This window comes from Phreatobacter oligotrophus, assembly GCF_003046185.1.
Taxonomy (GTDB): Bacteria; Pseudomonadota; Alphaproteobacteria; order Rhizobiales; family Phreatobacteraceae; genus Phreatobacter; species Phreatobacter oligotrophus.
This window is the reverse complement of sequence record NZ_PZZL01000015.1, coordinates 1-22,558: the sequence shown is the minus strand read 5'-3', so window position 1 is coordinate 22,558 and position 22,558 is coordinate 1. Positions and strand designations below refer to the sequence as shown.

The 22,558-nt window shown below is 61.5% G+C and carries 15 protein-coding genes and 1 pseudogene; 6 read left to right on the top strand and 10 right to left on the bottom strand.

Going from position 1 to position 22,558, the window contains the following annotated elements:
- Positions 1–23: 23 nt before the first annotated feature.
- Positions 24–2,507 (bottom strand): bifunctional diguanylate cyclase/phosphodiesterase, encoded by a 2,484-nt coding sequence (locus C8P69_RS20955; protein WP_245902168.1) that lies wholly within the window; start codon positions 2,505–2,507, stop codon positions 24–26.
- Between the two features lie 163 nt (positions 2,508–2,670).
- On the opposite strand from C8P69_RS20955, the gene C8P69_RS20950 reads away from it, so the two are divergent.
- Positions 2,671–3,312, top strand: a complete 642-nt coding sequence (locus tag C8P69_RS20950; RefSeq protein ID WP_108179405.1) for an HAD family hydrolase — start codon at positions 2,671–2,673, stop codon at positions 3,310–3,312.
- Here the strand turns inward: C8P69_RS20950 and C8P69_RS20945 are convergent.
- Together C8P69_RS20945 and C8P69_RS20940 are read right to left on the bottom strand one after the other, a co-directional pair.
- Positions 3,257–5,341: a PAS domain-containing hybrid sensor histidine kinase/response regulator gene (locus C8P69_RS20945; RefSeq protein WP_108179404.1), complete on the bottom strand. Its 2,085-nt coding sequence runs from the start codon at positions 5,339–5,341 to the stop codon at positions 3,257–3,259. The genes C8P69_RS20950 and C8P69_RS20945 overlap by 56 nt on opposite strands.
- Positions 5,342–5,490: 149 nt before the next feature.
- A pseudogene (locus tag C8P69_RS20940) lies at positions 5,491–6,198 on the bottom strand (ATP-binding protein); the annotation flags it as partial.
- A gap of 266 nt (positions 6,199–6,464) precedes the next feature.
- Here C8P69_RS20940 and C8P69_RS20935 point away from each other — a divergent pair.
- From C8P69_RS20935 to C8P69_RS20920, 4 genes are read left to right on the top strand one after another with little or no spacing between them, the layout of a single operon-like run.
- The gene (locus C8P69_RS20935; RefSeq protein ID WP_170118333.1) at positions 6,465–7,037 is read left to right on the top strand and encodes a TnsA endonuclease N-terminal domain-containing protein; all 573 of its coding nucleotides are present in this window, start codon (positions 6,465–6,467) and stop codon (positions 7,035–7,037) included.
- On the top strand, positions 7,015–8,934 hold the full coding sequence (locus tag C8P69_RS20930; protein WP_108179401.1) for a Mu transposase C-terminal domain-containing protein: 1,920 nt from the start codon (positions 7,015–7,017) through the stop codon (positions 8,932–8,934). Before C8P69_RS20935 ends, C8P69_RS20930 begins: the two co-directional genes overlap by 23 nt.
- Positions 8,935–8,936: 2 nt before the next feature.
- The gene (locus C8P69_RS20925; protein ID WP_170118332.1) at positions 8,937–9,854 is read left to right on the top strand and encodes a TniB family NTP-binding protein; all 918 of its coding nucleotides are present in this window, start codon (positions 8,937–8,939) and stop codon (positions 9,852–9,854) included.
- Entirely contained in the window at positions 9,854–11,026 is a 1,173-nt protein-coding gene (locus C8P69_RS20920) for a TniQ family protein (RefSeq protein WP_108179399.1), read from the top strand. Before C8P69_RS20925 ends, C8P69_RS20920 begins: the two co-directional genes overlap by 1 nt.
- Here C8P69_RS20920 and C8P69_RS20915 read toward each other — a convergent pair.
- The 7 genes from C8P69_RS20915 to C8P69_RS20885 form a co-directional block, all read right to left on the bottom strand.
- Positions 10,988–11,983: a hypothetical protein gene (locus C8P69_RS20915; RefSeq protein WP_146167402.1), complete on the bottom strand. Its 996-nt coding sequence runs from the start codon at positions 11,981–11,983 to the stop codon at positions 10,988–10,990. The two genes, C8P69_RS20920 and C8P69_RS20915, sit on opposite strands and share 39 nt — an antisense overlap.
- 1,272 nt (positions 11,984–13,255) lie before the next feature.
- Positions 13,256–14,355 (bottom strand): IS3 family transposase gene (locus tag C8P69_RS20910; RefSeq protein WP_108179397.1). Its coding sequence is split into 2 segments (ribosomal slippage): positions 13,256–14,106 and positions 14,106–14,355, totalling 1,101 coding nucleotides; the frame shifts between segments, so codons are not numbered across the junction.
- Positions 14,356–14,447: 92 nt separating this feature from the next.
- Positions 14,448–15,707, bottom strand: a complete 1,260-nt coding sequence (locus C8P69_RS20905; RefSeq protein WP_170118330.1) for a carbohydrate porin — start codon at positions 15,705–15,707, stop codon at positions 14,448–14,450.
- 528 nt (positions 15,708–16,235) lie between these two features.
- Positions 16,236–19,439 carry an efflux RND transporter permease subunit gene (locus tag C8P69_RS20900; RefSeq protein ID WP_108179395.1) on the bottom strand — a complete coding sequence of 1,068 codons (3,204 nt, stop codon included), beginning with the start codon at positions 19,437–19,439 and terminating at the stop codon, positions 16,236–16,238.
- Positions 19,440–19,447: 8 nt separating this feature from the next.
- On the bottom strand, positions 19,448–20,599 hold the full coding sequence (locus tag C8P69_RS20895) for an efflux RND transporter periplasmic adaptor subunit (RefSeq protein ID WP_170118329.1): 1,152 nt from the start codon (positions 20,597–20,599) through the stop codon (positions 19,448–19,450).
- Positions 20,600–20,803: 204 nt separating this feature from the next.
- Positions 20,804–21,199, bottom strand: coding sequence for a hypothetical protein (locus C8P69_RS20890; protein ID WP_245902167.1), 396 nt, complete (start codon positions 21,197–21,199; stop codon positions 20,804–20,806).
- Between the two features lie 310 nt (positions 21,200–21,509).
- Positions 21,510–22,082 carry a helix-turn-helix transcriptional regulator gene (locus C8P69_RS20885; RefSeq protein WP_108179393.1) on the bottom strand — a complete coding sequence of 191 codons (573 nt, stop codon included), beginning with the start codon at positions 22,080–22,082 and terminating at the stop codon, positions 21,510–21,512.
- A 257-nt stretch (positions 22,083–22,339) separates the two neighbouring features.
- Here C8P69_RS20885 and C8P69_RS20880 point away from each other — a divergent pair.
- Positions 22,340–22,558 (top strand): transposase (locus C8P69_RS20880; protein WP_211353853.1); only part of this gene is annotated, 219 nt, incomplete at its 3' end.

Genomic DNA, 22,558 nt, shown 5'->3' with positions numbered 1-22,558 from the left:
GGGGCCTCAGCCCCGCCCTGCCCTCACCCCAGCGCAGCGATCATCGCCGCCGTGTCGGCGTCGGGAATGAGGCATTGCGGCCGGTGATCCGGCAGCGGCTCCGCCTCGATCGACGCCGCCACGACCGGCGCGGCGTCGGGGGCGACGGGGCGGGAATAGACATAGCCCTGGACGGTGTCGCAGCCGAGTTCGCGCAGGACGTCGACGTCGGCGCGCTTCTCCGCGCCCTCGGCGACGGTCGACAGGCCGAGACCATGCGAGAGGGCGATGATGCCGGCGAGAAGCTTGCGCTTGGCCGGCTGGCCGGCGATCCCGTCGACAAAGGAGCGATCGACCTTCAGGCGGTGGAAGGGCAGCCGCGTCAGGTAGCCGAGCGAGGAATAGCCCGAGCCGAAATCGTCGAGGGCAAGCTGCACGCCGAGCGCCGAGAGCGATCCGAGCGTCCGGCTGATGCGGTCCTCGCTCTGGTCGACGAAGAGGCTCTCGGTCAGTTCGAGGCAGAGCAGCTCCGCCGGCAGGCCGGTCTCCGCCAGCACCGCCGCCACGGCGGTCTCGAAATCCATGGCCCAGAACTGCGCCGGCGAGACGTTCACCGACATGGTCCGCGGCGGCAGGCCCTGGTCCAGCCAGGCCTTGGCCTGCTGGCAGGCTTCGCGCAGGATCCACAGACCGAGATCGACGATGATGCCGGAGTTTTCCGCCACGGGAATGAATTCGGCGGGCGAAATGGGGCCGCGCTCGCGGTGGGTCCAGCGCAGCAGCGCCTCGAAGCCCACCACCTTGCCGGTCGCGATGCTCACCTGCGGCTGGTAGAAGGCGTGGAGTTCGTTCTCCTCGATGGCGTGGCGCAGGTCGCGCGCCAGAAGCAGGCGCTGCTCGACCGCCTCGGCGAAGGCCGTCTCGAACAGCATGCAGCGTCCGCGTCCCGCCTCCTTGCCCATGTAGAGCGCGAGATCGGCATGGCGCATGGCCTGGTCGGTCGAGGTCGCGTGCTCCGGCAGCATGGCGACGCCGACCGTGGCGCCGACGAAGGCCTCGCCGCTGGACAGGTCGATGGGGCCTGACAGCGCGGCGATCAGGTCCTCGGCGATGATCCGCACGTCCTCGTGCTGGTGGCTGCGCTCTACCAGGATGGCGAACTCGTCGCCGCCGAGGCGGGCGATGAAGGCGCCATCGCCGAACTCGCGCCGCAGGATGGCGGCGACACGGCACAGGAGCTCGTCGCCCGCTGCATGGCCGAAGGCGTCGTTGACCTCCTTGAAGCGGTCGAGATCGACGAGATAGAGCGTCGCGAAACGGCCTTCGAGCAGCGCCTTGCCGATCACCGTGGTCAGCGACTGCTTGAACATGGCGCGGTTGGCGAGGCCGGTCAGCGGATCAGCATAGGCCAGTTCTTCCAGCTGCCGCTGGGCCTGCTTGCGTTCCGTCACGTCCTGGACGGTGCCGACGAAGCCGACGATCTTGCCGGCGACCTCCTCGCCCTTGCAGGTGACCGCGAAATCACGCACCCGCCCATCCGGGCAGGCGAGCCGCACGTCGACGCTGCGGGCGCCACCGCCCTTCAGCACCGCCACCTGGATATCGATGAGCTTCTGCCGGTCCTCCGGCTCGAACATGGCCAGCACGGCGGTGTTGCGGCTGTCGAAGGTGGAGGGATCGAAGCCCGTGACAGCGAAAAGCTCTTCGCTCCAGGTGACCATCTCGTCACCGAGCAGAAAGGACCACGAGCCCATCCGGCCGATGCGGTGCGCCTCGGCGAGCGCGGCCGAGCGGTTCAGCAACAGGCGTTCGGCATCGCGCAGCTCGGTGACGTCGGCGGCGGTGCCCCGATAGCCCTCGAAGGTGCCGTCAGGGCCGAAGATCGGCTTACCGCTGGTCCGCATCCGGCGCTGGCCGGCCTGGGTGTTGACGGTATAGTCGATATCGCGGAACGGCTGGTGCGCCTCCATGGCGGCGCGGATCTGCTCCACCTCGTGGCGTGACCCCTCGGGGATATCCAGTTCCCAGCGCGAGCGGCCCAGCACACGGCTGCCGTTGATGGACCGGCGCGATTGGCTGCCGGCCTCGAAGCGGGTGAAGCGATGCTCGGCATCGGTCTGCCAGCACCAGTCGGTCGCCGTGTCTAGGAAATCCGCCAACATCTGTTCGGAGTCGGCGATGCGCTTCAGCGCCTCGGTTTCCCGGGTCGTGTCGACGACGATGCCGCTGACCCGGACGATGGCGCCCTGGCTGTCGCGCTCGGCCTCGCCATGGATGCGCAGGTTGAGGAGGCGGCCGTCGGGATGGCGATACACGACGTCGACGGCGTAGGGCGCCCCCGTCGAGATGCACGTCCGGAACCCCTCGAAGACCCGTGAAGCCCCTTCGCCCTCGTAGCGCTCACGCAATACCTTGATGGCGATGGGGCCGGAGGGAACACCGACCAGGTCGGCCAGCTCGGGCGAGATCCAGAAGGTCTCGGGGTCGCAGGTATTGGCCACCCAGTAGCCCATGCCGGCAATCGTCATGGCCCGGCTGGCCAATCGCGACGGCAGGACACCGGAATCGTCGGGGCCGGCCTGTCGATGGATTCGGGAGGCGGCGGTCGACAATGTCATGGACCCGAAAGAGGATGGTGTCACGAATGCACAACGATACGTAGCGTCAAAGCGCTGAAGAAAAGGTAATCAGATGCACAGCCTGTCCATGGGCAAAGGACCCGCCCCGACGGAACGCTCGGTCCCCGTCTTCGATATCGGCCAGGTTCTGCTCCGCTGGGACCCGCGCGGGGCGATGGCGCCGCACTTCGACACGCCCGAGGCCATCGACAGCTTCATGCACGAGGTGGGCTTCATGGACTGGCATGCCCGCCAGGATGCCGGCCGCCCTGTCGCCGAGGCCGTGGCCAGCCATGCCGCGCTCCATCCGGCCCATGCCGGCGTCTTCGCCGCCTTCTACGACAACTGGCTGGCCTCCGTGCCGGGCGAGGTGCCGGGCACCCGCGCCATCTTCGAGGCGCTCCTCGACCAGGGACCGGTCTTCGGCATCTCCAACTTCTCGCGCGAGCTCTTCGACCGCACGGTGCCGGCCTATCCCTTTCTCGGGCGCTTCACCGGCCTTGTCCTGTCGGGCGATGTCGGCATCAACAAGCCCGATGCCCGGATCTACGCCATCCTGTGCGAGCGCCACGGCCTCGAGCCCGGCCGCTGCGTCTTCATCGACGACAGCGCGCGCAACGTCGAGGCGGCGCGCGCCTTCGGCATGGACGCACTGCTCTTCAAGGACGCGCCGTCCCTGGCCGACGCTTTGCGCGCGCGGGGGCTGGCGGTTTGACCCTGACATGCTGATCCAGGGCCTCGGCCAGCTTCTCGATGTCGAGCGGCTTGGTGAGGAAGGCATCCATGCCCGCCGCGATGGCGGCAGCCCGGTCCTCGGCGAAGGCATTGGCCGTGAGGGCGATGATGGGCAGGCGCCGGCCGCTCTCGCCGGCGCGGATCATGGTCGCAGCCGACAGGCCATCGCAATCAGGCATCTGCATGTCCATGAGCACGACATCGACGGGCACTGCCGCATCGAGCGCGGCGGTGACCGCAGCCCGTCCGTCCTTCACCCAGACCGGTCGATGGCCGAGCTTCTCCACCAGCTTGCGGCAGAGCAGCGCGTTGATGTCATTGTCCTCGGCGATAAGGATGGTCAGGGACTGACCGGCCGAAGCGACGGGCGGCGCGCGCCGCGCCGTGCCCTCCTCGGCCTCCGGGGGCTCGGCCGGCACCGGCGCACCGGGACGCATCTGCAGCAGCAGCGAGGCTTCCCGCACGGGTGAGACGAGCCAGCCGCCGACGCCCTTCTCGCGCCAGGCGCTGATGGCTGCGCGATCGGCCGGACGCACCAGGAGGACGGTGCGGGCGACGCGGCCGGAAAGGCTTGTCAGCGCCGCGGCGAGGGCCTCGTCCCCGAGGCGATGGTCGACGACGGCGGTGTCGAAATGGGTCTCCGCGGGCAGGCCGGCGATGCCATCGGCGACCGTCACCGCGGCGCCATGGGCCTCGAGGCGCCGCACCAGGGCGTCGCGCTCGATGGCGGAGGGCGACAGGACGAGGACGGACAGCGCATCGAGCGGCTCGGCGGCGCGCGGCCCATCCGCCGCCGGCAGGGGCAGGTGAGCGGTGAAGGTCGAGCCGCGGCCCGGCTCGGTCGCTACCGACAGGCGGCCGCCCATGCGCTCGACGATGCGCCGCGAGATGGACAGGCCGAGGCCCGTGCCGGCATGGCGGCGGGCGAAGGTGGTCTCGCCCTGCTCGAACTCGCCGAAGATCCGCTCCACATCGGCGGCGGCGATGCCCGGCCCGGTATCGGCGACGGACAAGGCGAGCGCCTCACCGTCCATCGCCACCGCAAGGGTGACGCCCCCGGTCTCGGTGAACTTGACGGCGTTGCCCGCCAGATTGAGCAGCACCTGGCGCAGGCGCGTGGCATCGCCGACGAGACGCCACGGCACGGACGGATCGATCACCGTCGCGATGTCCAGCCCCTTGGCATGGGCGCGCGGCCCGAGGAGCTCCGCCACGCCCTCGACGAGGGGGGTGATCTCGAAAGGCACGGCGTCGAGATCGAGACGGCCCGCCTCGATCTTGGAGAAGTCGAGAATGTCGTCGATGAGGGCCAGCAGGGCCTCGCCCGAGGACTTCACCGCCGCGGCATAGGTGCGCTGGTCGGGTGTCAGCGACGTGTCGAGCAGCAGATCCGCCATGCCCATGATGCCGTTCATGGGCGTGCGGATCTCGTGGCTGACCGTGGCGAGGAACCGCGACTTCGCCTCGTTGGCGCTTTCGGCGCGGGCGCTGGAGGCGGCAAGCGCCTCCTCGGCCGCTTTGCGCTCGGTGATGTCGCGGCCGACGGACTGCATCTCCTCGCAGCGTCCCTCGGCATCGCGGATGGGATGGTGCCGCCAGGCGATCCACCGCCGCCCCTGGGGCGAGACGATGCATTCGTCGATACTGACGGAGCCGTCGGGATCGCGCCGGTCCTCGGAGCGCTCGACAATGGTGGGCCGGAAGGTCTGGCCGATGAGGCTCGCGGCCGGCTCGCCGACAAGGGCGGCGAAGGCGCGGTTGGCGAAGGTGATGGCGCCATGGCGATCGCGCCGGACGATCAGGTCGCCCTGGGCGTCGATGAGCCCGCGATGGCGCTCCTCGCTCTCGGCGAGCTCGAAGACGCGGTCGGTGAGCTGTTCGATGCTCTCCTCGAGCAGCGCGGTCTTGCGCTGGAGGGCGCGCCGCGCCTGGGCGAGATGGAGCAGTCCGGCCGCGGCGGCGACGCCGAGCGCCGCCAGTCCTCCGGCCAGCAGGGCGAAACCGTCCACCAGATGCCTCCGCGCTCAGGGCAAAACCGAAGCGACCGTAAACAGACAGGGTTGACGGCTGGTTACTCCCTCGGACGGTTCGGGCGATCGGTGGCGCGGGCGTGGGTTGGGCAGTCGGTGGCGGAAGTCGCCCCTTGCGTCATGCGCCGTCAGGCGGCGGCGCGGACGCGATCGGTGCTGCCGCGATAGCTGATAGCCTCCGCAAGGTGGACGCGCCGCACCGTCGGGGCGGCGTCAAGATCGGCGATGGTGCGGGCGAGCTTGAGCACGCGGTGATAGGCCCGCGCGGTGAGGCGCATGGCATCCGCCGCGTCCCGCAGCAGCGCCAACCCGGCAGGATCGGGCACCGCCACCTCGTCGAGCAGGGCCGGGGGAGCATGGGCGTTGAGGCCGATGGCGAGGCCGCGACCGCCGTAGCGCTGCGCCTGACGCGCCCGCGCCGCCGCCACCCGCGCGGCCATCTCGGCGCTGCCCTCGGTCGGGGCCGGCAGGATGAGGTCCGCCGCTGACACCGCCGGAACCTCGATCACCATGTCCATCCGGTCGATCAGCGGGCCGGAGATCTTCGCCTGGTAATCCGCCATGCAGCGCGGATTGGGCATGCGCGGACAGGTGAAGCCCGGCTCGGTGGCCTTGCCGCAGCGACAGGGGTTCATGGCCGCCACGAGCTGGAAGCGGGCGGGAAAGCTGACCCTCTGGTTGGCCCGCGCGATCACCGCCTCGCCGCTTTCCATCGGCTGGCGCAAGCCGTCGAGCACTTGCGGCTGGAACTCCGGCAGTTCGTCGAGGAAGAGCACGCCGTGATGGGCGAGCGACACCTCGCCCGGACGGACCCGCAATCCACCCCCGACGAGTGAGAATTTACAATCAAACTGAGACAGATTCGGAGCGATTGCGGCCAGATCCCCGAGAACGGTGAAAAATCTGAAACGACTTAAGTGAGACAATTTCCGCTTTTTGCGGGTTAAGTGAGACGAATCAGAAAGGTTCAGCTATGAGAAGAGTGCCGCTTGGCAGGTTCGCGATAACAGGGAGGTTCCCCAGCCGCTACTCGACCGAGTCGCTTCCGTACGAGTCAGCTCTCGAGGGCAAGTTCCTCGCGATATTGGACTCAGACGTCGCGGTGAAGAGCCTCGCTACGCAGCAGCCAACTGTGGTGCTTGATCTGAACCGCAAGCGGCGAAAATACACGCCCGACGTGCTTGTTTCGTGGCGGTCTGATGTCGAGTGGCCATTCGGCGTCCAGACCGTCGCGTTCGAAGTCAAGCCTTTCCAGATCCTGCAGGCCGAGCATTCCGAACTTGCGCCGAAGTTTCGGGCCGCTCGTCAGGTGCTGAAAGGAATGGGCATCGGGTTCCGCGTTATTACCGACCGGTCGATCGAAACTCCACGGCTGGCAAATGCCCTCAGGATGAACGAGGCGCGTTCCTATCGGCCGAGGGAGGAGTGGTACAACGCAGCATCAGCGAAGTTCCGCTGGCGCGAAGAGCCATTTGAACTGGCCGAGCTGACAAGCGTTCTGGCGTCTGAAGGAGTTCGCCCCTTCGAAGCCGAGGGATTTATCTGGCACTGGATCGCGCGAGGTTTCATCCAGTGCGACCTCACCCGCCCTATAATCGGGAGCACAAAATGCATCTGGTGGATGATGCGCACGCTGCAGAGCACACGACCCCATGAAAAAGGCGCGGGGGATTGAAGTCGGGATGGTCGTTTTCGCTGGTGGGCGCAAAGGCGTTATCACCGGCGTAGGGGGGTTCGATAACATTGGCGTGCGCCACGAACATCAGGAGGCGATCACGATCTATAGGGCTTCGGAGATCACTCTCCGGCCAGATCCGGCGCCTGATCGCCGCTTCGCCCTCGACGTCCTGACGCCCGAGCAGCTGGCACTTGCCACTGAAATACGAGACATCCTCCGGCCGTTCCTTGATGGAGAAGCCAGAGGGAGCAAGGCGCTTGAGGAGCTGATTGCGCCGCACCAAAACCGCAAAGACCTCTCACTCAGTCGAACAACGGCGTATCGCCGTATCAGGGCCTACAAGGAGAGCGAGGACATATCGGCATTCCTGCCCGACCGGGCTTGGAGGCCAAGAGCTCAAAACAAGGTCCAAAAGACGGCCCAGGAGCAGGCGATGGAAACGGCCATCAGCCGGCATATCATGTGCCGCAAGCCGCTTCGTTATCGAACGATCTACAGCGAGAAGCTAAAGGACATCTGCGATGCCTTCGGGTGTGCGATGCCTCCTTATGCGACCTTGGTGCGCAGGATAAACGCCGTCAAACGTCTGGACCCATACGCCGTTGAGGTAGCGCAAAAGGGAAAGCGGGCTGCGGACCTCAAGTATCGACAGAACCGCGGCAGCCATCCGCTTGCCACGGGGCCCCTGTCATGCGTTCAGGCAGACTACTGGGACGTCCACGGCATTGCCGTCGACGCTTTCACACGCCAGTCCGTCGGCAGGCCAGTTCTGTGTCTGGCAACCTGCATCACGACGGGTATGCCATACGGCTACTATCTCAGCTTCGAACCTCCTAACGCGGGCTTCATAGGAGTGACGCTGTACGAGGGTATGATGCCCAAAGAGCAGTTGCTGAAGCGGCTTGGTGTGGAGATGGACTGGCCGGTCTGGGGCCCACCCAAAGTCCTGCAGCTTGATAATGCCAAAGACTTCCGCGGCGAAATGATTAAGGCTTTCTGTAAGAGCTGGGGTATCGATCTGCAGCACAGGCCGGTTCGAACCCCGCATTTCGCGGGCTCGATCGAAAACAGGTTCAGGCAGCTAGCCACCAAGATCGAGCATCTGCCAGGCGCAACAGGATCCAACCACACCTCAAAGAAGGGAAATCCCAGCAAAGAAGCGACGCTTACAATTGATGAATTCGAGGCCTATTTTATCAATTTGCTAAAGGAATACATCAACACCCCGGTCAAACGATTCGGTGGGATGACGCCACTACAGAAATGGAAATCCTACTTCTTCGATACGGTGACTGGCGAACAGATCCGAGCGATCCCGACGCCACCGGAGGACCCCCAGTCGCTGCGGATCGAGCTTATGCCGTTCTTTGATAGGAAGCTCTCGCAAAAGGGGCTTCTTCTCGATCACATCCATTATGACAGCCCCCAGCTGACCGCGATCAAGCGGCGCTACGCTGCCGACCAACGGGTGCCGATGCGTATTCGCAGGGACCCGCGGGACATTTCGTATATCTACGTCATGGATCCGCTGGACAAAACCTACATCCAGGTCCCGTGGGTCAACCGCTCGCGCGAGCCAATCAATCTCTGGCAGCACCGAAAAATCCTCCGGATCAACCTCGCCAACGCTGTCAAAAATACAGAAGAAAATCAGATTCGAGCCCAAGAAGGCCGCAAGCAGCTTGTGCAGACTGCCGCCAAGAAAACGAAAAAGGCCCGTCGTGAGGTGGCGAATGCCCGTCACGGAATGAAAATGAGTGACGCGCAGAACCCCAAGATCTTCAACGATCCGATCCCCGCTTCCATCCAGGCCGCGCTGGCTATCCCCGACGAGGATCATGCCGAGAAGCCTTCTCCGCCTGCTGCAAAGCCAAAGTTTGATTTCGAGCTATGACCTTGGACCATCTTGATCCCGCTGTGCAGGCACTGGTCACCGAACCGATCGAAACCCGGATCTATCAGTTCTGGCCGCGGATCTTTGTGACCACCCCTACGGTCGAGTTGGTCTTCAAGGAGCTCGACAGACTGTTCCTGCGCGGTGATCAAGCCCGCTCACCCAATCTACTGATCTGGGGAGACTCCAACGTCGGCAAAACGGCGCTGCTCGAGCGATATGTCAGACGGAAGATGCAAAAAGCAGAGCAAGAAGGGGACGTACGACCAACTGGTTATGCGAACATCCCGGCGATCATGATCTCCATGCCGACCGACAACAATCGGACGGAGTTCTTCGAATTGATCCTCACGCGGCTTGGTCGCGCGTTCAACCCTTACGGCAGGAATGAGGCCCTGCCGGTGATGACTCGCCGATTGATGGAGGAGGTGGGCCTGCGTCTCGCGATTTTCGACGAGATCCACAACATCATCCCAACGAATGACGCCAAAGACGAAATGCTCCGGCAAATTAAGGAGCTGTCTAACAAGATCCGTCGGCCTATGGTCTTGTCCGGTACACGCGAGGCTTACAGCTTCATCTCTAGCAGCCGCGAGCTGACGGAACGCTTCTATGCTATCGAAATCCCGAAGGTCCAGAAAGGGAACGACTTCACAGCCTTCCTGAACACCATGGAGGCGATCATCCCACTCAAAAGGGCATCCCATCTTTCCGAAGATCGAATGGCCGAAATGCTCTACAATCTGTCGGAGGGGCTACCTGGCCGGCTCTCTGAGCTTCTGTTCCATGCCACCGTGGCGGCCGTAGAAACCAAAGTAGAGAGGATCACTGCAAAGAACCTTACGGAAACCATTTACGCGCAGAATATCATCGCAAGACAGGGAGCAGCCCGCACTCTGGCACCCGCACCTTATGAGTAATGTTCACGTCGCGTTTTGCTTTCAGACCACCTCCGCTTCCGGATGAACTTTTGTCGTCGTGGATCCAGAGGACCGCGACAGGGATGCTGTTCCTCCCTTATGCTTTCGTGCACACCTACTGGCAGTCGGAGCCTCCGGTTCTTAGCCGAGATATCGACCTGCTGGGGGATCCACGGGTCATCGCCGGTATGGCCGTCGGGACCGGAACGAACCCAGCGGTCGCAGCATCTACAACCCTCACAGCCTTTGATGGTCGCCTCTTCGCGGACTGCGGTGCACGAGGCATTTATCCATGGGTGTTGCCCGTGGGTGTACGCAATCGCGACCGTAAGCTGCCAGGGCAGCAATACTGCCCACACTGTCTCTCGAGCGACGAACGCCCGTATCTGCGCAAGCAATGGCGACTTGCGGTGATGTCCGTCTGCGTCGTCCACAGCCAGGTTCTCCTCGACCGCTGCAGCCGCTGCGCATCGCCCCTTATGCCATTCCGGTCGCGCGCGCTTCACGTCTGCTGGAACTGCAACCGCGATCTCCGTCATGCCAAAGGCCAACCGCCAAACCAGGACGCCATCCGGTTCAACGCGCTTGCAGACGACGCCCTGCATGCTGGATGGGGCCGCCTCGGCGCCTCGACGTTCCACTACAGCCCCATCCTGTTTAGCGTCCTGAGGCAGCTTGGACGGAACATCATCTCCGGGCCGAGATCACAGCGGCTCAGGACGGTACTCGGCCGACAAACGGATATCAGTGACAGACCGTTCAACTTCGAAGGCGGGCGCGAGGAGGTCGAGTTCCTCAGCTCCGCCGAACGCCACCGCATGCACGCCCTGATCATGGCCTTGGCAGACAACTGGCCTTACAATTACGTCAGCTCTATGTCCGAAGCCGGGATGTGGCATTCATGGGCCCTGCGCGACATGCGCAGCGTCCCGTTCGCGCTCAGAACAATTGTCGATCAGGGACTGCGGCCAAGAACCTACAGCCCGCCAGTTGAGGAAGTCAGGGCAGCGGCCCGCTATCTCGCCAAGCGCAGGATCGGTGTGAGCGGCCGCGACCTGCGGCGCCTGATCGGAGATAGCATTCACACCCAAGAAGCGCTGGCAACGATCGCTGCACCAACTCTTGCAGCCGAGCTAGAGCCCCCGGAGTTCGTCTCTCTTCCGCAGGACTGATCTGGCGACCTGATCAGGAGGGACGCTGTCCTGTCGATGACGAAACACACCGGCGCGCAGGTCCGTCCTCGCAACGGGCGGAGCACCGCCGGAAACGTTGCCCAAGGTGATCGGATCCTCCCGCAAAACACCTTCAGCTCGTGCAAGCATGATAATCAACTCATAAAGCGCAGCCGTGGGGAGACGTGGCCCGGCTGACCAAACAAGCAAAGCTGAACGCTCGCCGCCGGAGGTGAGGACCTCCGCATCGAACAGGTAGAGAACCCCCTCCCGCGAAGCGAGCGACATGACGGCGATGCGCCGCGCTATACCACCAGGCCTTATCCAGGACGGAAGTTTGTGAAGGTCACCGGTCGCCACCTGCCAAAGACCATCGCCACCGTCGTATAGGCTTGGCGGCGCCTCCAACCTAAAAATCGCCCTATCCAGAGTGGCTGCGAGTTTCACGGCGTCGATCAAATGCTGCATTCTCGACGTGATCCCACGTGGCTTGGTCATAGGCTGCAAGGACGCCCGGTCGATCCGGGCAGTGTCTCCATGCGGCGATCCTGTTGACGAGCCTTCGACCGCGACACTGCTCCCGGACTTGCGTCTGTAGTGTTTCACTGCGGACCGGCTGGGGTCGACGACAATGTCCGTCGGGACACCTTCAGGCTCCTCGTCCTCGACTGCAATGTATCTCGTCTCCAGCGATCGACTTGGTGCCACTCTCGATTTCAATACAGGCTCGCCGATCACAAGCTCGCCGTCGTTCACGATCTGCGCACTGACCCGTGAGGGTATGTCGCTGACCTGCTCGCGACGGTCGGGTACAAAGATCTTCACCCGGCTGACGCCCAGCTCGAACCGAGCGGCGCGAACCCTGGTGACGAGCAAGGGCTGGCGCACGGCCGCCCCGGAGGCCGAGATCCCCTGCTTCTTCAGCGCGACCTGCTCGAACTCAACGTCGCAGATCATCGGAACGTCTTGCGGGAAATACGTGTCCACGAATTGCGGGCTGTTCAAAAAGTCTCGCTGCGACAGTTTCTGGAAAACTGCCACGTAAGACCGATGTCGCTCAGGATCGCCGAGAATGACGGGTATTGGCGCTGATCGAGACCGAGGGTCAGAAAACCCTCGGCACGCCAGCACTCCGTCCACAACGCTGAAGCTCCCCGGGGAAAGGTCTACAAGACGACCCGACTCCGGTCGGTCAGGCAGCCCCAGGCCTTCGATCATATGCCGAAGCCACGGTCCACCCAGGCGGAAGACAGCCAAGAGCAGCTCGAGAACAGGAACGTAGGCCAACGAGCTACCGTCCAAGCGGACCGGAAAGTATCGCAGCCCCTCAAGGTCCGATATGGGATGTGTGGGCCGAGAGACCTTGCCCGTCAGAGGGAGGAAACCGGTTAGAGTGACGCTGAAGGGATTTGGATCGGCACGGGTCACAGTTGCTTGGCGCCATGTGCGCGGACCAGGTGACCGCTGGTCGACACTCGAGACTTTTTCTCCGTTGCGAACAATCGACCCCGGGCGCAAGCCGCTTAGCCACGAGACGTCAACGCGAACAATGCGGGTCTCTGGCGTTACATGTGGATCGATTTGACGCCACCCAGCCTCGGCCAAAAGAAGATCCGCGGCGACCTCTTGTGTATATAGCCCGCTTCGCCCAACCCGGCCCGCAGATATGACCTCCCATTCACGGCCGTCATGAGGCAAGGCATCAAACTTTACGACTGATGACGGCTGTTCGGTCAACGGTGAGGTCCTGAACGACGCTTCGGTCGTCGATACCTGAGCCCAATTGCTGGAGCATTAAAATCGTCGCTGCACAGGCACGAGCATATCTTGTGACAGCGACGGCTCCTACCAATTCTGGCCTGGAATCGGCGCCCAATGCCAAGACTGCCAAGGTACTCTAAATCGCAGACGCCATGCCTGCGGGCAAAACTGTTCGGGTTTCTAGGCGCTCGAAGGTTTTTCTCAAATGCGGAGATAGTTTCCTTTTTCCCGAAAGTTGTTCCTCACCGCGTTCGGACATGAGCGGCTGGAGTATTGTGGCTGCTTCTAATCGCGGTGCCATTCGCCCACTTGAGGGCGACGAATGAACGGCTTGAGGCGGGCCGCGAAGTTTATCGTCCATCTGACGTTGCCCCCAGTTTCTATCCAGCCTTGAGTTCGTCCCGGCGGTTGGATGAAGCGCTACCCGTTTCTAGGCCAGCCGGAGCTGGAAGCTTCCGGGGTTAGGGCTCATGCCGGCGGGAGTGCCGGAGAGCCATTCATCAGCGCGATCGGGGGCTTATTGCCAATGGCGCTGTGTGGCCGGACCTCGTTGTAGTCTCTACGCCAAGCCTCCATTTTCGATCGTGCGTCGTCAAGGCTCATGAACCAGTGGGTGTTCAGGCACTCCGCCCGGAACTTGCCATTGAACGACTCGATGAAGCCGTTGTCGGTCGGCTTGCCGGGCCGGGAGAAGTCGAGGATGACGCCCTTCTGATAGGCCCACAGATCGAGATCACGGCTGACGAACTCCGAGCCTTGGTCAACCCGGATCGTCGCTGGATAGCCGAGGGCAGCACAGACCCGTTCAAGGGTCAGCACCACGTCCTCGCCCCGGTAGCTGAACCGCGCATCCACCGCCGGTGAGAACCGGGAGAAGGTATCAACGATCGTCAGCACGCGGATCTTCCGCCCGGTCGCCAGTTGGTCGTGAACGAAGTCCATGGCCCAGGTCTCGTTCGTTCGCGTGGCCGCCCGGCGATCGTCCCGCAGCTTCGCCTTCACCCGGCGCTTGGGCACCTTGTTGCGCAATTGCAGCCCCAACTCCTTGTAAAGACGATAAATCCACTTCGGATTGACCGCCCATCCGTCTCTGCGCAGCAAGACGTGGACCCGGCGATAGCCGTACCGTACCCGCGTCTCACAGATCTCCTTGATGCGCTGCTTCAGCTCGGCCTGCGTGCCACGCTTCGACTTGTAGACGTAAAGACCCCGATCGATCCGAAGGGTGGCGCAGGCGCGCCTGGCCGACACCTTCCAATCACTGCGGACCTTGTCCACAAGCTCCCGCTTGCGCGCTGGCCTCAGAGCTTTTTTGCCGAAACGTCCTGGAGCATGGCCTTGTCCAGGGACAGGTCGGCGACGATCCGCTTCAGCTTGGCGTTCTCCTCCTCGAGCTGACGCAGCCGCTTCATCTCCGACGGCATCAACCCGGCATACTTCTTCCGCCAATTGTAAAAGGTGGCGTCGGAGATCCCCGCCTTCCGGCAGACCTCCGCGATCGGCGCACCGTCCTCCGCCTGCTTCAGCACGAAGGCGATCTGCGCCTCCGTGAACTTCGACGTCTTCATAGAACTCTCCTCGTCCCCGACACGGGGATCATAAGTGGAAAATCCCAGTTCAAACTGGCCTAAAAGGCCGGGAGCACGTCAGCGCTGGCAGCCTAATACCGCGCATGTATGCGCATGCCCAAGACATGGACGGGGCCGCCCCGATCTTGGTTATAACCAGGATTTTGCATCAGCTGATAGTTGGCAGCCATGAAGACGTTGTCCCGATACACCGGTAGTTCGTAATAGGCTTCCAGCAGCTTCTCCGAGCCGTAGCGAAGCGCCCCATCGCCGACGATTACCCCCGTCCCCCCAGCAGCGAGGAAGTTGCGATGGTAGCGGGATAGATCGTTCTGCGCCACAGCAATGCCTACCGCGTGGCCTGGCCGGTTCCACAATTCGCCCTTGAAGGAAAATCCGACCGAAACCGAACGATCGATCTGAGTAAACGCGAACGTCTCGGTCCGGCCATCACTCCAACTCGCTCTGAGGAATACACCGACGTTGTTGGCAAACTCCTGATCAATGAGGATCCCGTAACCCCACTTACGATTGCCGTAGCGCCTGGTCGTCGCCAGCGCCGCGTCTGGGTCGAGAGTGCCGAGCCCGCTGATGCTAAGCGCCTGCTCGAATTTGCCCATGTTACCGAGAGAGTAGAAGGCGAAGGGCTTGATGGCCCCCGGACGACCGAACCAGCGGTGCTGGTAGGCCAACTCGACAATGTGATTGAGGTTGTTAAGTCGCAAAGGCAGCTGCCCGCCATTCGGCTGCGATGGCAGCAGGAGGGCACCGTAGCGTATGGCGAGCGAAGGGTTAGGGATGACCTCAATGGCCACCCCCTGAGTGTAGCCTCTTACGTCGGCCGCAAAATCCCAGGCCGCGGACGACCAGATAGACCAGTTCCAGAACTGACGGCGCGTGTCGCCGGCGTATGAACTGGTCTGAAACATGTCCAAGGCTGCAAATTTGCCGACAGTCACCACTACTCGCCCTGTGGGCACATAGCCCGCGAGTTGATTGAAGTCACCAGGCCGCCATTCCGTTTCCGAGCCAAGCGCGAAGGTCTGCCTAACGAAGGCCCGGGCGACGGATAGGACGCCGACGCGGTTGCCGGCCTTCTGTGCATCCCCATTTGGGAAGCCAGCAATACCGAGAGTCTCACCCAAGCCGAAGCCCTGGAAATATTCTGGGTTGAAATAAAACTCGCCACCGGCCCAAGGCAGGCGAGCTCCAATAAACGCCGTGATGCTGGTCGTCTGGCGGACTTGTCCGCCCGCCGGGAGGCTGTTTTGCCCGTTGTAGGCCGCCCTGAAACTCGGGTACCCTTGGATGAATTCCGTCAGCTGTGCATTGAGCCTGATGTCCTCAGGCATTCGATCACCAGATGGCCAGGACCAACCTTGCGCTAGGACGGCCGGGGATACTGCAAGGAACGACCCGAGCAAAAGAGCGCACGCGGTCAGGCCACGGGGGAATAGTGTGGTCATGGCTCACCTCGTCACCGCCGTCTTTGGCGACGCCGTGAGCTTAATGAAGCTACTCGGGTCGCTGGGACGGCCAAGTTAATCGACTGTCACTGTCGCTCGGCATTTCCGGTCTCGTGGTCGCAGTCGCAGAAGACGGCCGCATGACGGTGCAGTGCATCGCTTGCATGTCGATGTCAACCGATGTGTGAAGCGCGAAGTTTCGCAACCATCAACGCGAACAGGTCGCCATCGCCAGCGTTTCAATAGTCACAACGAAAGCCGGTACGAAACCACTCGCCGCAACGGTAGCCCCCCGAGCCTGCGAGCGTTTTTTGGTCGAGGCCAGGGTTCTGTCGACCAAAAAGCGACGTTTGAGGTATGAATTATGTCGGCCATCGAACTGTGGCTCGTGACTCTTCAATTTGTCAGTGTGATTTACGAAGTGGAACGCAACTTCGAAACCGAGAACCGCGCGTATAGTGCAGGCAATACAAGAAGCGTCAGCAGCGTTGCGCTGATAAGCCCGCCTATAACCACCGTTGCGAGCGGCCGCTGCACTTCGGCTCCAGTGCCGGTCGCTACCGCCATGGGCATAAAGCCCAGAGAGGCGACGAGGGCCGTCATGATCACAGGTCGAAGACGAGTCATGGCGCCCATCTCAATTGCGGTTTGCACGGAATGCCCATCGCGCCTCAATTGCGCGATGTAACTGAGCATGACCAGGCTGTTCAGGACGGCGATCCCGGACAATGCGATAAAGCCAACCGCGGCAGACACCGAGAAAGGCATGCCCCGAAGCCACAGGGCGACAATGCCGCCAGTGAGCGCAAGCGGTACGGCACTGAACACAAGGAGTGCTTCGCGTGATGACCCGAGTGCGGTGAAGAGCAACAAAAAGATCATCAAAAAGCATGCGGGAACAACAACCATGAGGCGCTGTCTCGCAGCCTCCAGGTTTTCGAACTGACCTCCCCAACTCGCGTAGTAGCCGGGTGTGAAAGCGACCTCCCGGTCGATCCGGCGTTGGGCTTCATCGACCAAAGAGCCGATGTCGCGTCCGCGGACATTGGCGGTCACGACAACGCGCCGCTTCCCATTTTCCCTCGAGACCTGGTTCGGGCCCTCCGTGAGGTTGAAACGGGCGATCTCGCGGAGCGGAATGGAGGCGACACTGCCGGCCTGCCCTGTGTTCGGGAGGGGAATGGGCAGGTTCTCAAGAACGTCGATATCGCCTCTCAAGGCGTCGGCCAGCCGAACGATGATCGGGAACCGACGGTCTCCCTCAAAGACAAGACCCGCCTCACGACCTCCTACTGCGGCTCCAATTGTCTCCTGGACTGCAGCCATAGACAGATTGCGACGCGCAAGAGCGGTCCTGTCGATTCTGATCTCGAGGAACGGCAGGCCGGTAACCTCCTCGACTTTCACGTCTGCTGCTCCGGGTGTCTCCCGGAGAATCGCAGCGATCTGGTTGGCCGCACGAAGCATGGGTTCAAACTCTTCGCCGAAGACCTTGACAGCCAGATCGTCGCGCACGCCTGCAATCAGTTCGTTGAACCGCATCTGGATTGGCTGAGAGAAGCCAAAATTGGTTCCGATAAGCTGAGAAACAGCAGTCTCGATCTTCTTGATCAGCTCTTCCTTTGTCATGCTCGGATCGGGCCACTGAGAGTGTGGCTTGAGGATGATGTATGCATCGGAGGCGTTGGGTGGCATCGGATCGGCGGCAAGTTCCGGTGTTCCGGTCCGAGAAAACACGAATGACACCTCGGCAAAGCCGCTGATGATGCGTTCGACATCGCGCTGCATGCTATCGGATTGCGCAAGCGCCGTGCTCGGTATGCGCCGCGCTTCCATCACGATATTGCGCTCGTCCAGGGTTGGCGTGAATTCCTGGCCAAGTTTGCCGAACAACGCCGCGCTCAAGCCGACCAGAACAAGGGCAGGCAGGACGAACTTCACCGGTCCGGCAATTGCAGATGACAGCAGTGGTCGATAGGCGACTTTCACCCACCGTATCGCTGGATTTTCGACTTCGCTGACTTTCCCCGTAATCGCGATAGCAATCAGCGCGGGGACGAGCGTGAGCGACAAGCAGAAGGCGGCAACGAGTGCAATGATGACGGTCAGCGCCATCGGCTGGAACGTTTTGCCCTCGACGCCCGTGAAGGTCAGAAGCGGCAAATAGACCATGATGATGATCGCTTGCCCAAACACAGATGGGCGGATCATCTCCTTGGCTGAGGCCACCACCGTATCAAGCCGTTCCTCGAGATTGAGTATCCGCCCTTTCTCATGCTGCCGCTCGGCCAGGTGGCGCAAACTGTTTTCGGTGATGATCACGGCGCCATCGACGATCAGACCGAAATCCAGGGCACCGAGGCTCATGAGGTTGGCACTCATTTTCGCCTGGATCATGCCTGTTGCTGTGAGCAGCATCGACACTGGTATGATCAGTGCCGTAATGACAGCAGCCCTGATGTTCCCCAAGAGCAGGAACAAGACGACGATCACAAGGAAGGCACCTTCGGCCAGATTCTTTGAGACCGTCGCGATCGTCGCATCGACGAGCTCTGTTCGGCTCAGGACGGTGCGTGCGCGGATCCCCGGGGGAAGATTGCGATTGATCTGCTGCATTCGCGCATCTGCTGCGGCAGCGACAGTGCGACTGTTGCCACCGACAAGCATGAGAGCTGTCCCCAGCACGGCTTCATGGCCATTGACGCTGGCGCTGCCCGTCCGAATCTCCCGACCAATGACCACCTCGGCGATGTCGCGTACCCGAACGGGGATCCCATTGCGGGTGGTCACGACGATCTCACCGATCTCGGCCATATTTTCCACGCGCCCGCTGGCACGAACGATGACGCCTTCCCCGTTTCGCTCAACATAGTTCGCGCCGCGGCTCACATTGTTGGCCTCGATCGCAGTGGCGATATCGGAGAATGAAATACCAAGTCCGATCAGCCGCGAGGGATCGGGTCTGACATGGTACTGCTTGACGTAACCACCAACCGCATCCGCCCCGGCGACGCCAGGAACCGCACGCATCTGGGGACGGATGATCCAGTCCTGCACCGTGCGCAGATAGACGGTGCGCTGAAACTCATCGACCAGCCGCTGTCCTTCGGGGGTCAGATAAGTGCCGTCGGGTTGCCAGCCCGGCTTGCCGGCAACAACCGTTGTTTCTGCTGGGGGCACATATTCCACCGCCCACCAATAGATTTCACCCAGTCCGGTCGAAATGGGGCCCATTCGGACTTCGACGCCTGGTGGCAAATTTTGCTTGGCTTCTGTCAGCCTTTCACTGACCTGCTGCCGGGCAAAATAAACATCCACCTTGTCAGAGAAGACCGCCGTGATCTGCGCAAACCCATTGCGGGAAAACGAGCGGGTCGCTTCCAGTCCAGGAGTTCCAGCGAGCGCCGATTCGATTAGGAATGTAGCCTGCTTTTCCACCTCCACAGGCGTTAGGGCTGGTGCGATGAGGTTGATCTGAACCTGGTTGTTGGTGACGTCCGGCACGGCATCGATCGGCAATCGCAGGAGGGACCATGCCCCCACGGCCGAAGCCAGAAGCGTCAGAAAGACCACCAGCCAGCGCTGACGAACGGAGAATTCCAGGATGCGCGCGATCATGGCAGGCCTCAATCCTGCATCCGCGAGCGGCCGATTTCAGCCTTGAGGACGAACGTATTGGCTACAGCGATCTCTTCGCCGGCCTGGAGCCCTGCTGTGATCTCGATAATGCGGTGGTCTTGGGCTCCAACCGTAACGCTTCGCTTCTCGAAGCCCCCTGGGACCCGCACAAACACAACGGTCTCGCCACCAATCGTCTGTAGAGCAGCATGCGGCACCCCGATCGGCACGTCAGCATCGCTGATGATCACGTCGGCAGTTACAAACGTGCCAGGGCGCCAGACATCGTCGGGGTTCGGGATTTCAGCCACAACGCGGGCTTGGCGGGTGTTTTGATCAAGAAGCGGACTGACGAACGCGATCTTGCCCTCCTGCTGGCCAGCCGCGCTTCCCATGGTCGCAATTGCTGCCACACGCTGACCCGACCGAAGTTGAGGCAGGTCTGGTAGCGACACCGCAAGCTCGATCCAGACAGTCGACAAGTCTGCAATCGTGTAAATTTCCGTCGGGTCATTCTGCTGGCCAACAGATGCGCCGACATCAACGCGTCTCTCGACGACCCGCCCGCCCGCAAGAGCAAGGACCGGATATTGGCGAAGGCGAGACACACTCTCCGTTGCCACATCACCCGGGGCGGGGACTGAGACATCATTGGGGTCAAGGCCGAGAGCCAGTAGTTTCTGGCGAGCGAGATCGTGGCGCAGCTGCGCCTCCTGATAGGTCGCCCTTGCCTGAATGTACTGCTGCTCTGCCGTGACGCGCCGTTCCCAAAGGGACTGGGTCCGCTCATATGCAAGGCGCTGAAGCGTAAGGTTCACTCCGGACGCGAGAAATTCGCTCCGCACATCAGCGATCTCGCGGCTATCGATGACCGCGACCACTTCACCACGCTGGACCGTATCGCCGAGCCGCTTGCGAAGCTCTGATATTGTTCCGGCGACCTTGACCGGAACGCGCGTGATGCGATCTCCCGCCGGAACTATGGTGCCAGTCACCGAAATATGCCGCTGCAGTTGTTCCGCGCGCGCAGGAGCGGTCGGAATGCGAGCCAACGCGATCCGCTCATCGCTGAGCTTGAGGATGTTGGTTTCCTGGCGGTCCGGGCCTGCCTCGACCTGCCTTTGCGGCTGCGTCCCGGCAACCGGCTCTGCGGGCGGCATCGACGGTAGCCGAAGAACCTTCGCCGCTCGCAGGAGAGCGGCCGAAACCGGTGGCAGGAGACTGGCGGACACTGCCCCAATTAGCAGCGCTATACCAAACCCGGTGATACGGCCTATCATTTTGCAAAGCTCCGGAACTGCCGCCTGTCTTGCAGCTCAACGAATGTCGGGCGGTGACTGGTGGTTGCCTTAGCAACTAGGCGATCAACTCGGCGGCGCCTGCAGGATACGGTAAAGATCGATTACCGCGTCGGAGAACGCACGATCTCTATGATCACGGCAGTATTGTTTTAGGAATTCGACCTGCGCATCGAGATTTAGACGCTCCGGAAGTAAATCCAGTCCAACGTCCTTGCCCTCAGGAGCTCGCATAAGTGCGCCGCTCATGAACCCCTGCGCCCACGCAACATAGTCACGGATCATTTGGCCATTGCTTTGGATATCTTGATTAAATATATTGCAAGTCTGTGCACCTATGCCGACAATTTTAACGTAATAATTATTTGAGGATTGCGATTGTCCCGCAGCCTTCTGTATAAAGCAAATCGACAGAAATATACTAGCGCAGATCGCAAAGCGAGAAGCTGCGAATTGAGCCATGAGACGTTTTCCTTGCTCGTCAACTTGCAATCATAAATCTGGATCTTCGGTCACAAGCGATTTTCTCCTCGCGTCGTCACACCGATCACCGTCCACAGGATCTGGCGAGTGCCGGTCAATTTTGTCCATAAACCTCGGCAGATATCTCTAAACCAAAGGCTTAGGGCTCCTACGAAGTCGCGCAAACCGAGGTTTTTGATGGAGATTTCGGATGTTCGGCAAACTCGTTCCTCGCCGATTGCCGTAAGGATTTGCAGCGACACCGGATGAACCTCCGCATAAGCAGGCGCGCGAAGCCGACTGACTTGATCTAGCGGTCAGACAGTTCTAAAAAATCGTCGAGGATGACGCTCATGAGCTCCGGCCGGGAACGGACGGAAGCCTTCCGGAAAATCGTCGAGGACTGCGCTTTTACCGTACCTACGGCAGTGTTTCTCGCCTCGGCGATTTCAGCCAGTGGCAGGCCCTTTAGGAGCAGGATCGCGACATCGCGTTCGGCGGCGGTCAATGCCCATTTTTTGCATTTGTCGTCGAAAATGTCCCGAAAGTCCTTGCGCACCGCCTCAAGTTTGGATCTCGCGTCGTCTATTTGCAGCCGCGCTAGTTTAAGTCGCCCCAGGATGTTCAGGAACGCGTATATAAGACAAAGGACCGCAATGATTTCGAGAGCAAAATGTGCAGTATCATAGGTTGTAAATATAAACTCACCGTTCGATATTCTGACAACATCGAGAGTTATATCAAGCGTAAAAAACATAACACACGCGATCATCGATATCGCGCCAATATAATGTGAATTTTGGGAAACTAGGAAACCACGCAATTTGGCTCTAGTGGCGGCATACGTAGCAGAAGAGAACATCTGATTGCTTGTCTCACTCATGTGTCCATCTTTCGGATTTTGTTGCACGGCGTTACACCGCGTACATCGGTCGAGAGATGTATCGCGGGCTGCGGACGCGAATTGGTTCTCCGCTCAATCGCCGTGCGGATCGCAAAGCCCCTGACGCTTACACCTCTGCTAAAGGCGTATGTGACGGTTTAAATCCCTCTACGCTTGGTGCCGTACTCTGAACCAGCCCCCTAATTGCCCGGACACGACCCACGCTTAAGATAAGGGTTAGGAGTAATGTCGTGCGCATGACTGGTTCTTATCCGAAGAGTGAGGTCCTTCCCGGACCACAGCGCCGGCGCCGATGGACGGTGACGGAGAAGCTGGAGATGGTCGCCGAGACCAATGAGCCGGGCTCGTCGGTGAGCCTGGTGGCCCGCCGTCACGGTGTATCGCCCAACCAGCTCTTCACCTGGCGGCGGCTTGCCGAGCAAGGCGCTCTGACGGCAACGCGGGCCGAGGAGGAG

Excerpts from the sequence above, each read along its gene's own strand:
- C8P69_RS20930 (WP_108179401.1), top strand. The coding sequence starts at position 7,015 with ATGAAAAAGGCGCGGGGGATTGAAGTCGGGATGGTCGTTTTCGCTGGT.
- C8P69_RS20900 (WP_108179395.1), bottom strand. The coding sequence starts at position 19,439 with ATGATCGCGCGCATCCTGGAATTCTCCGTTCGTCAGCGCTGGCTGGTG.
- C8P69_RS20920 (WP_108179399.1), top strand. The coding sequence starts at position 9,854 with ATGTTCACGTCGCGTTTTGCTTTCAGACCACCTCCGCTTCCGGATGAA.
- C8P69_RS20905 (WP_170118330.1), bottom strand. The coding sequence starts at position 15,707 with ATGCCTGAGGACATCAGGCTCAATGCACAGCTGACGGAATTCATCCAA.
- C8P69_RS20895 (WP_170118329.1), bottom strand. The coding sequence starts at position 20,599 with ATGCCGCCCGCAGAGCCGGTTGCCGGGACGCAGCCGCAAAGGCAGGTC.
- C8P69_RS20915 (WP_146167402.1), bottom strand. The coding sequence starts at position 11,983 with ATGATCTGCGACGTTGAGTTCGAGCAGGTCGCGCTGAAGAAGCAGGGG.
- C8P69_RS20885 (WP_108179393.1), bottom strand. The coding sequence starts at position 22,082 with ATGAGTGAGACAAGCAATCAGATGTTCTCTTCTGCTACGTATGCCGCC.
- C8P69_RS20955 (WP_245902168.1), bottom strand. The coding sequence starts at position 2,507 with ATGACGATTGCCGGCATGGGCTACTGGGTGGCCAATACCTGCGACCCC.
- C8P69_RS20950 (WP_108179405.1), top strand. The coding sequence starts at position 2,671 with ATGCACAGCCTGTCCATGGGCAAAGGACCCGCCCCGACGGAACGCTCG.
- C8P69_RS20890 (WP_245902167.1), bottom strand. The coding sequence starts at position 21,199 with ATGGCTCAATTCGCAGCTTCTCGCTTTGCGATCTGCGCTAGTATATTT.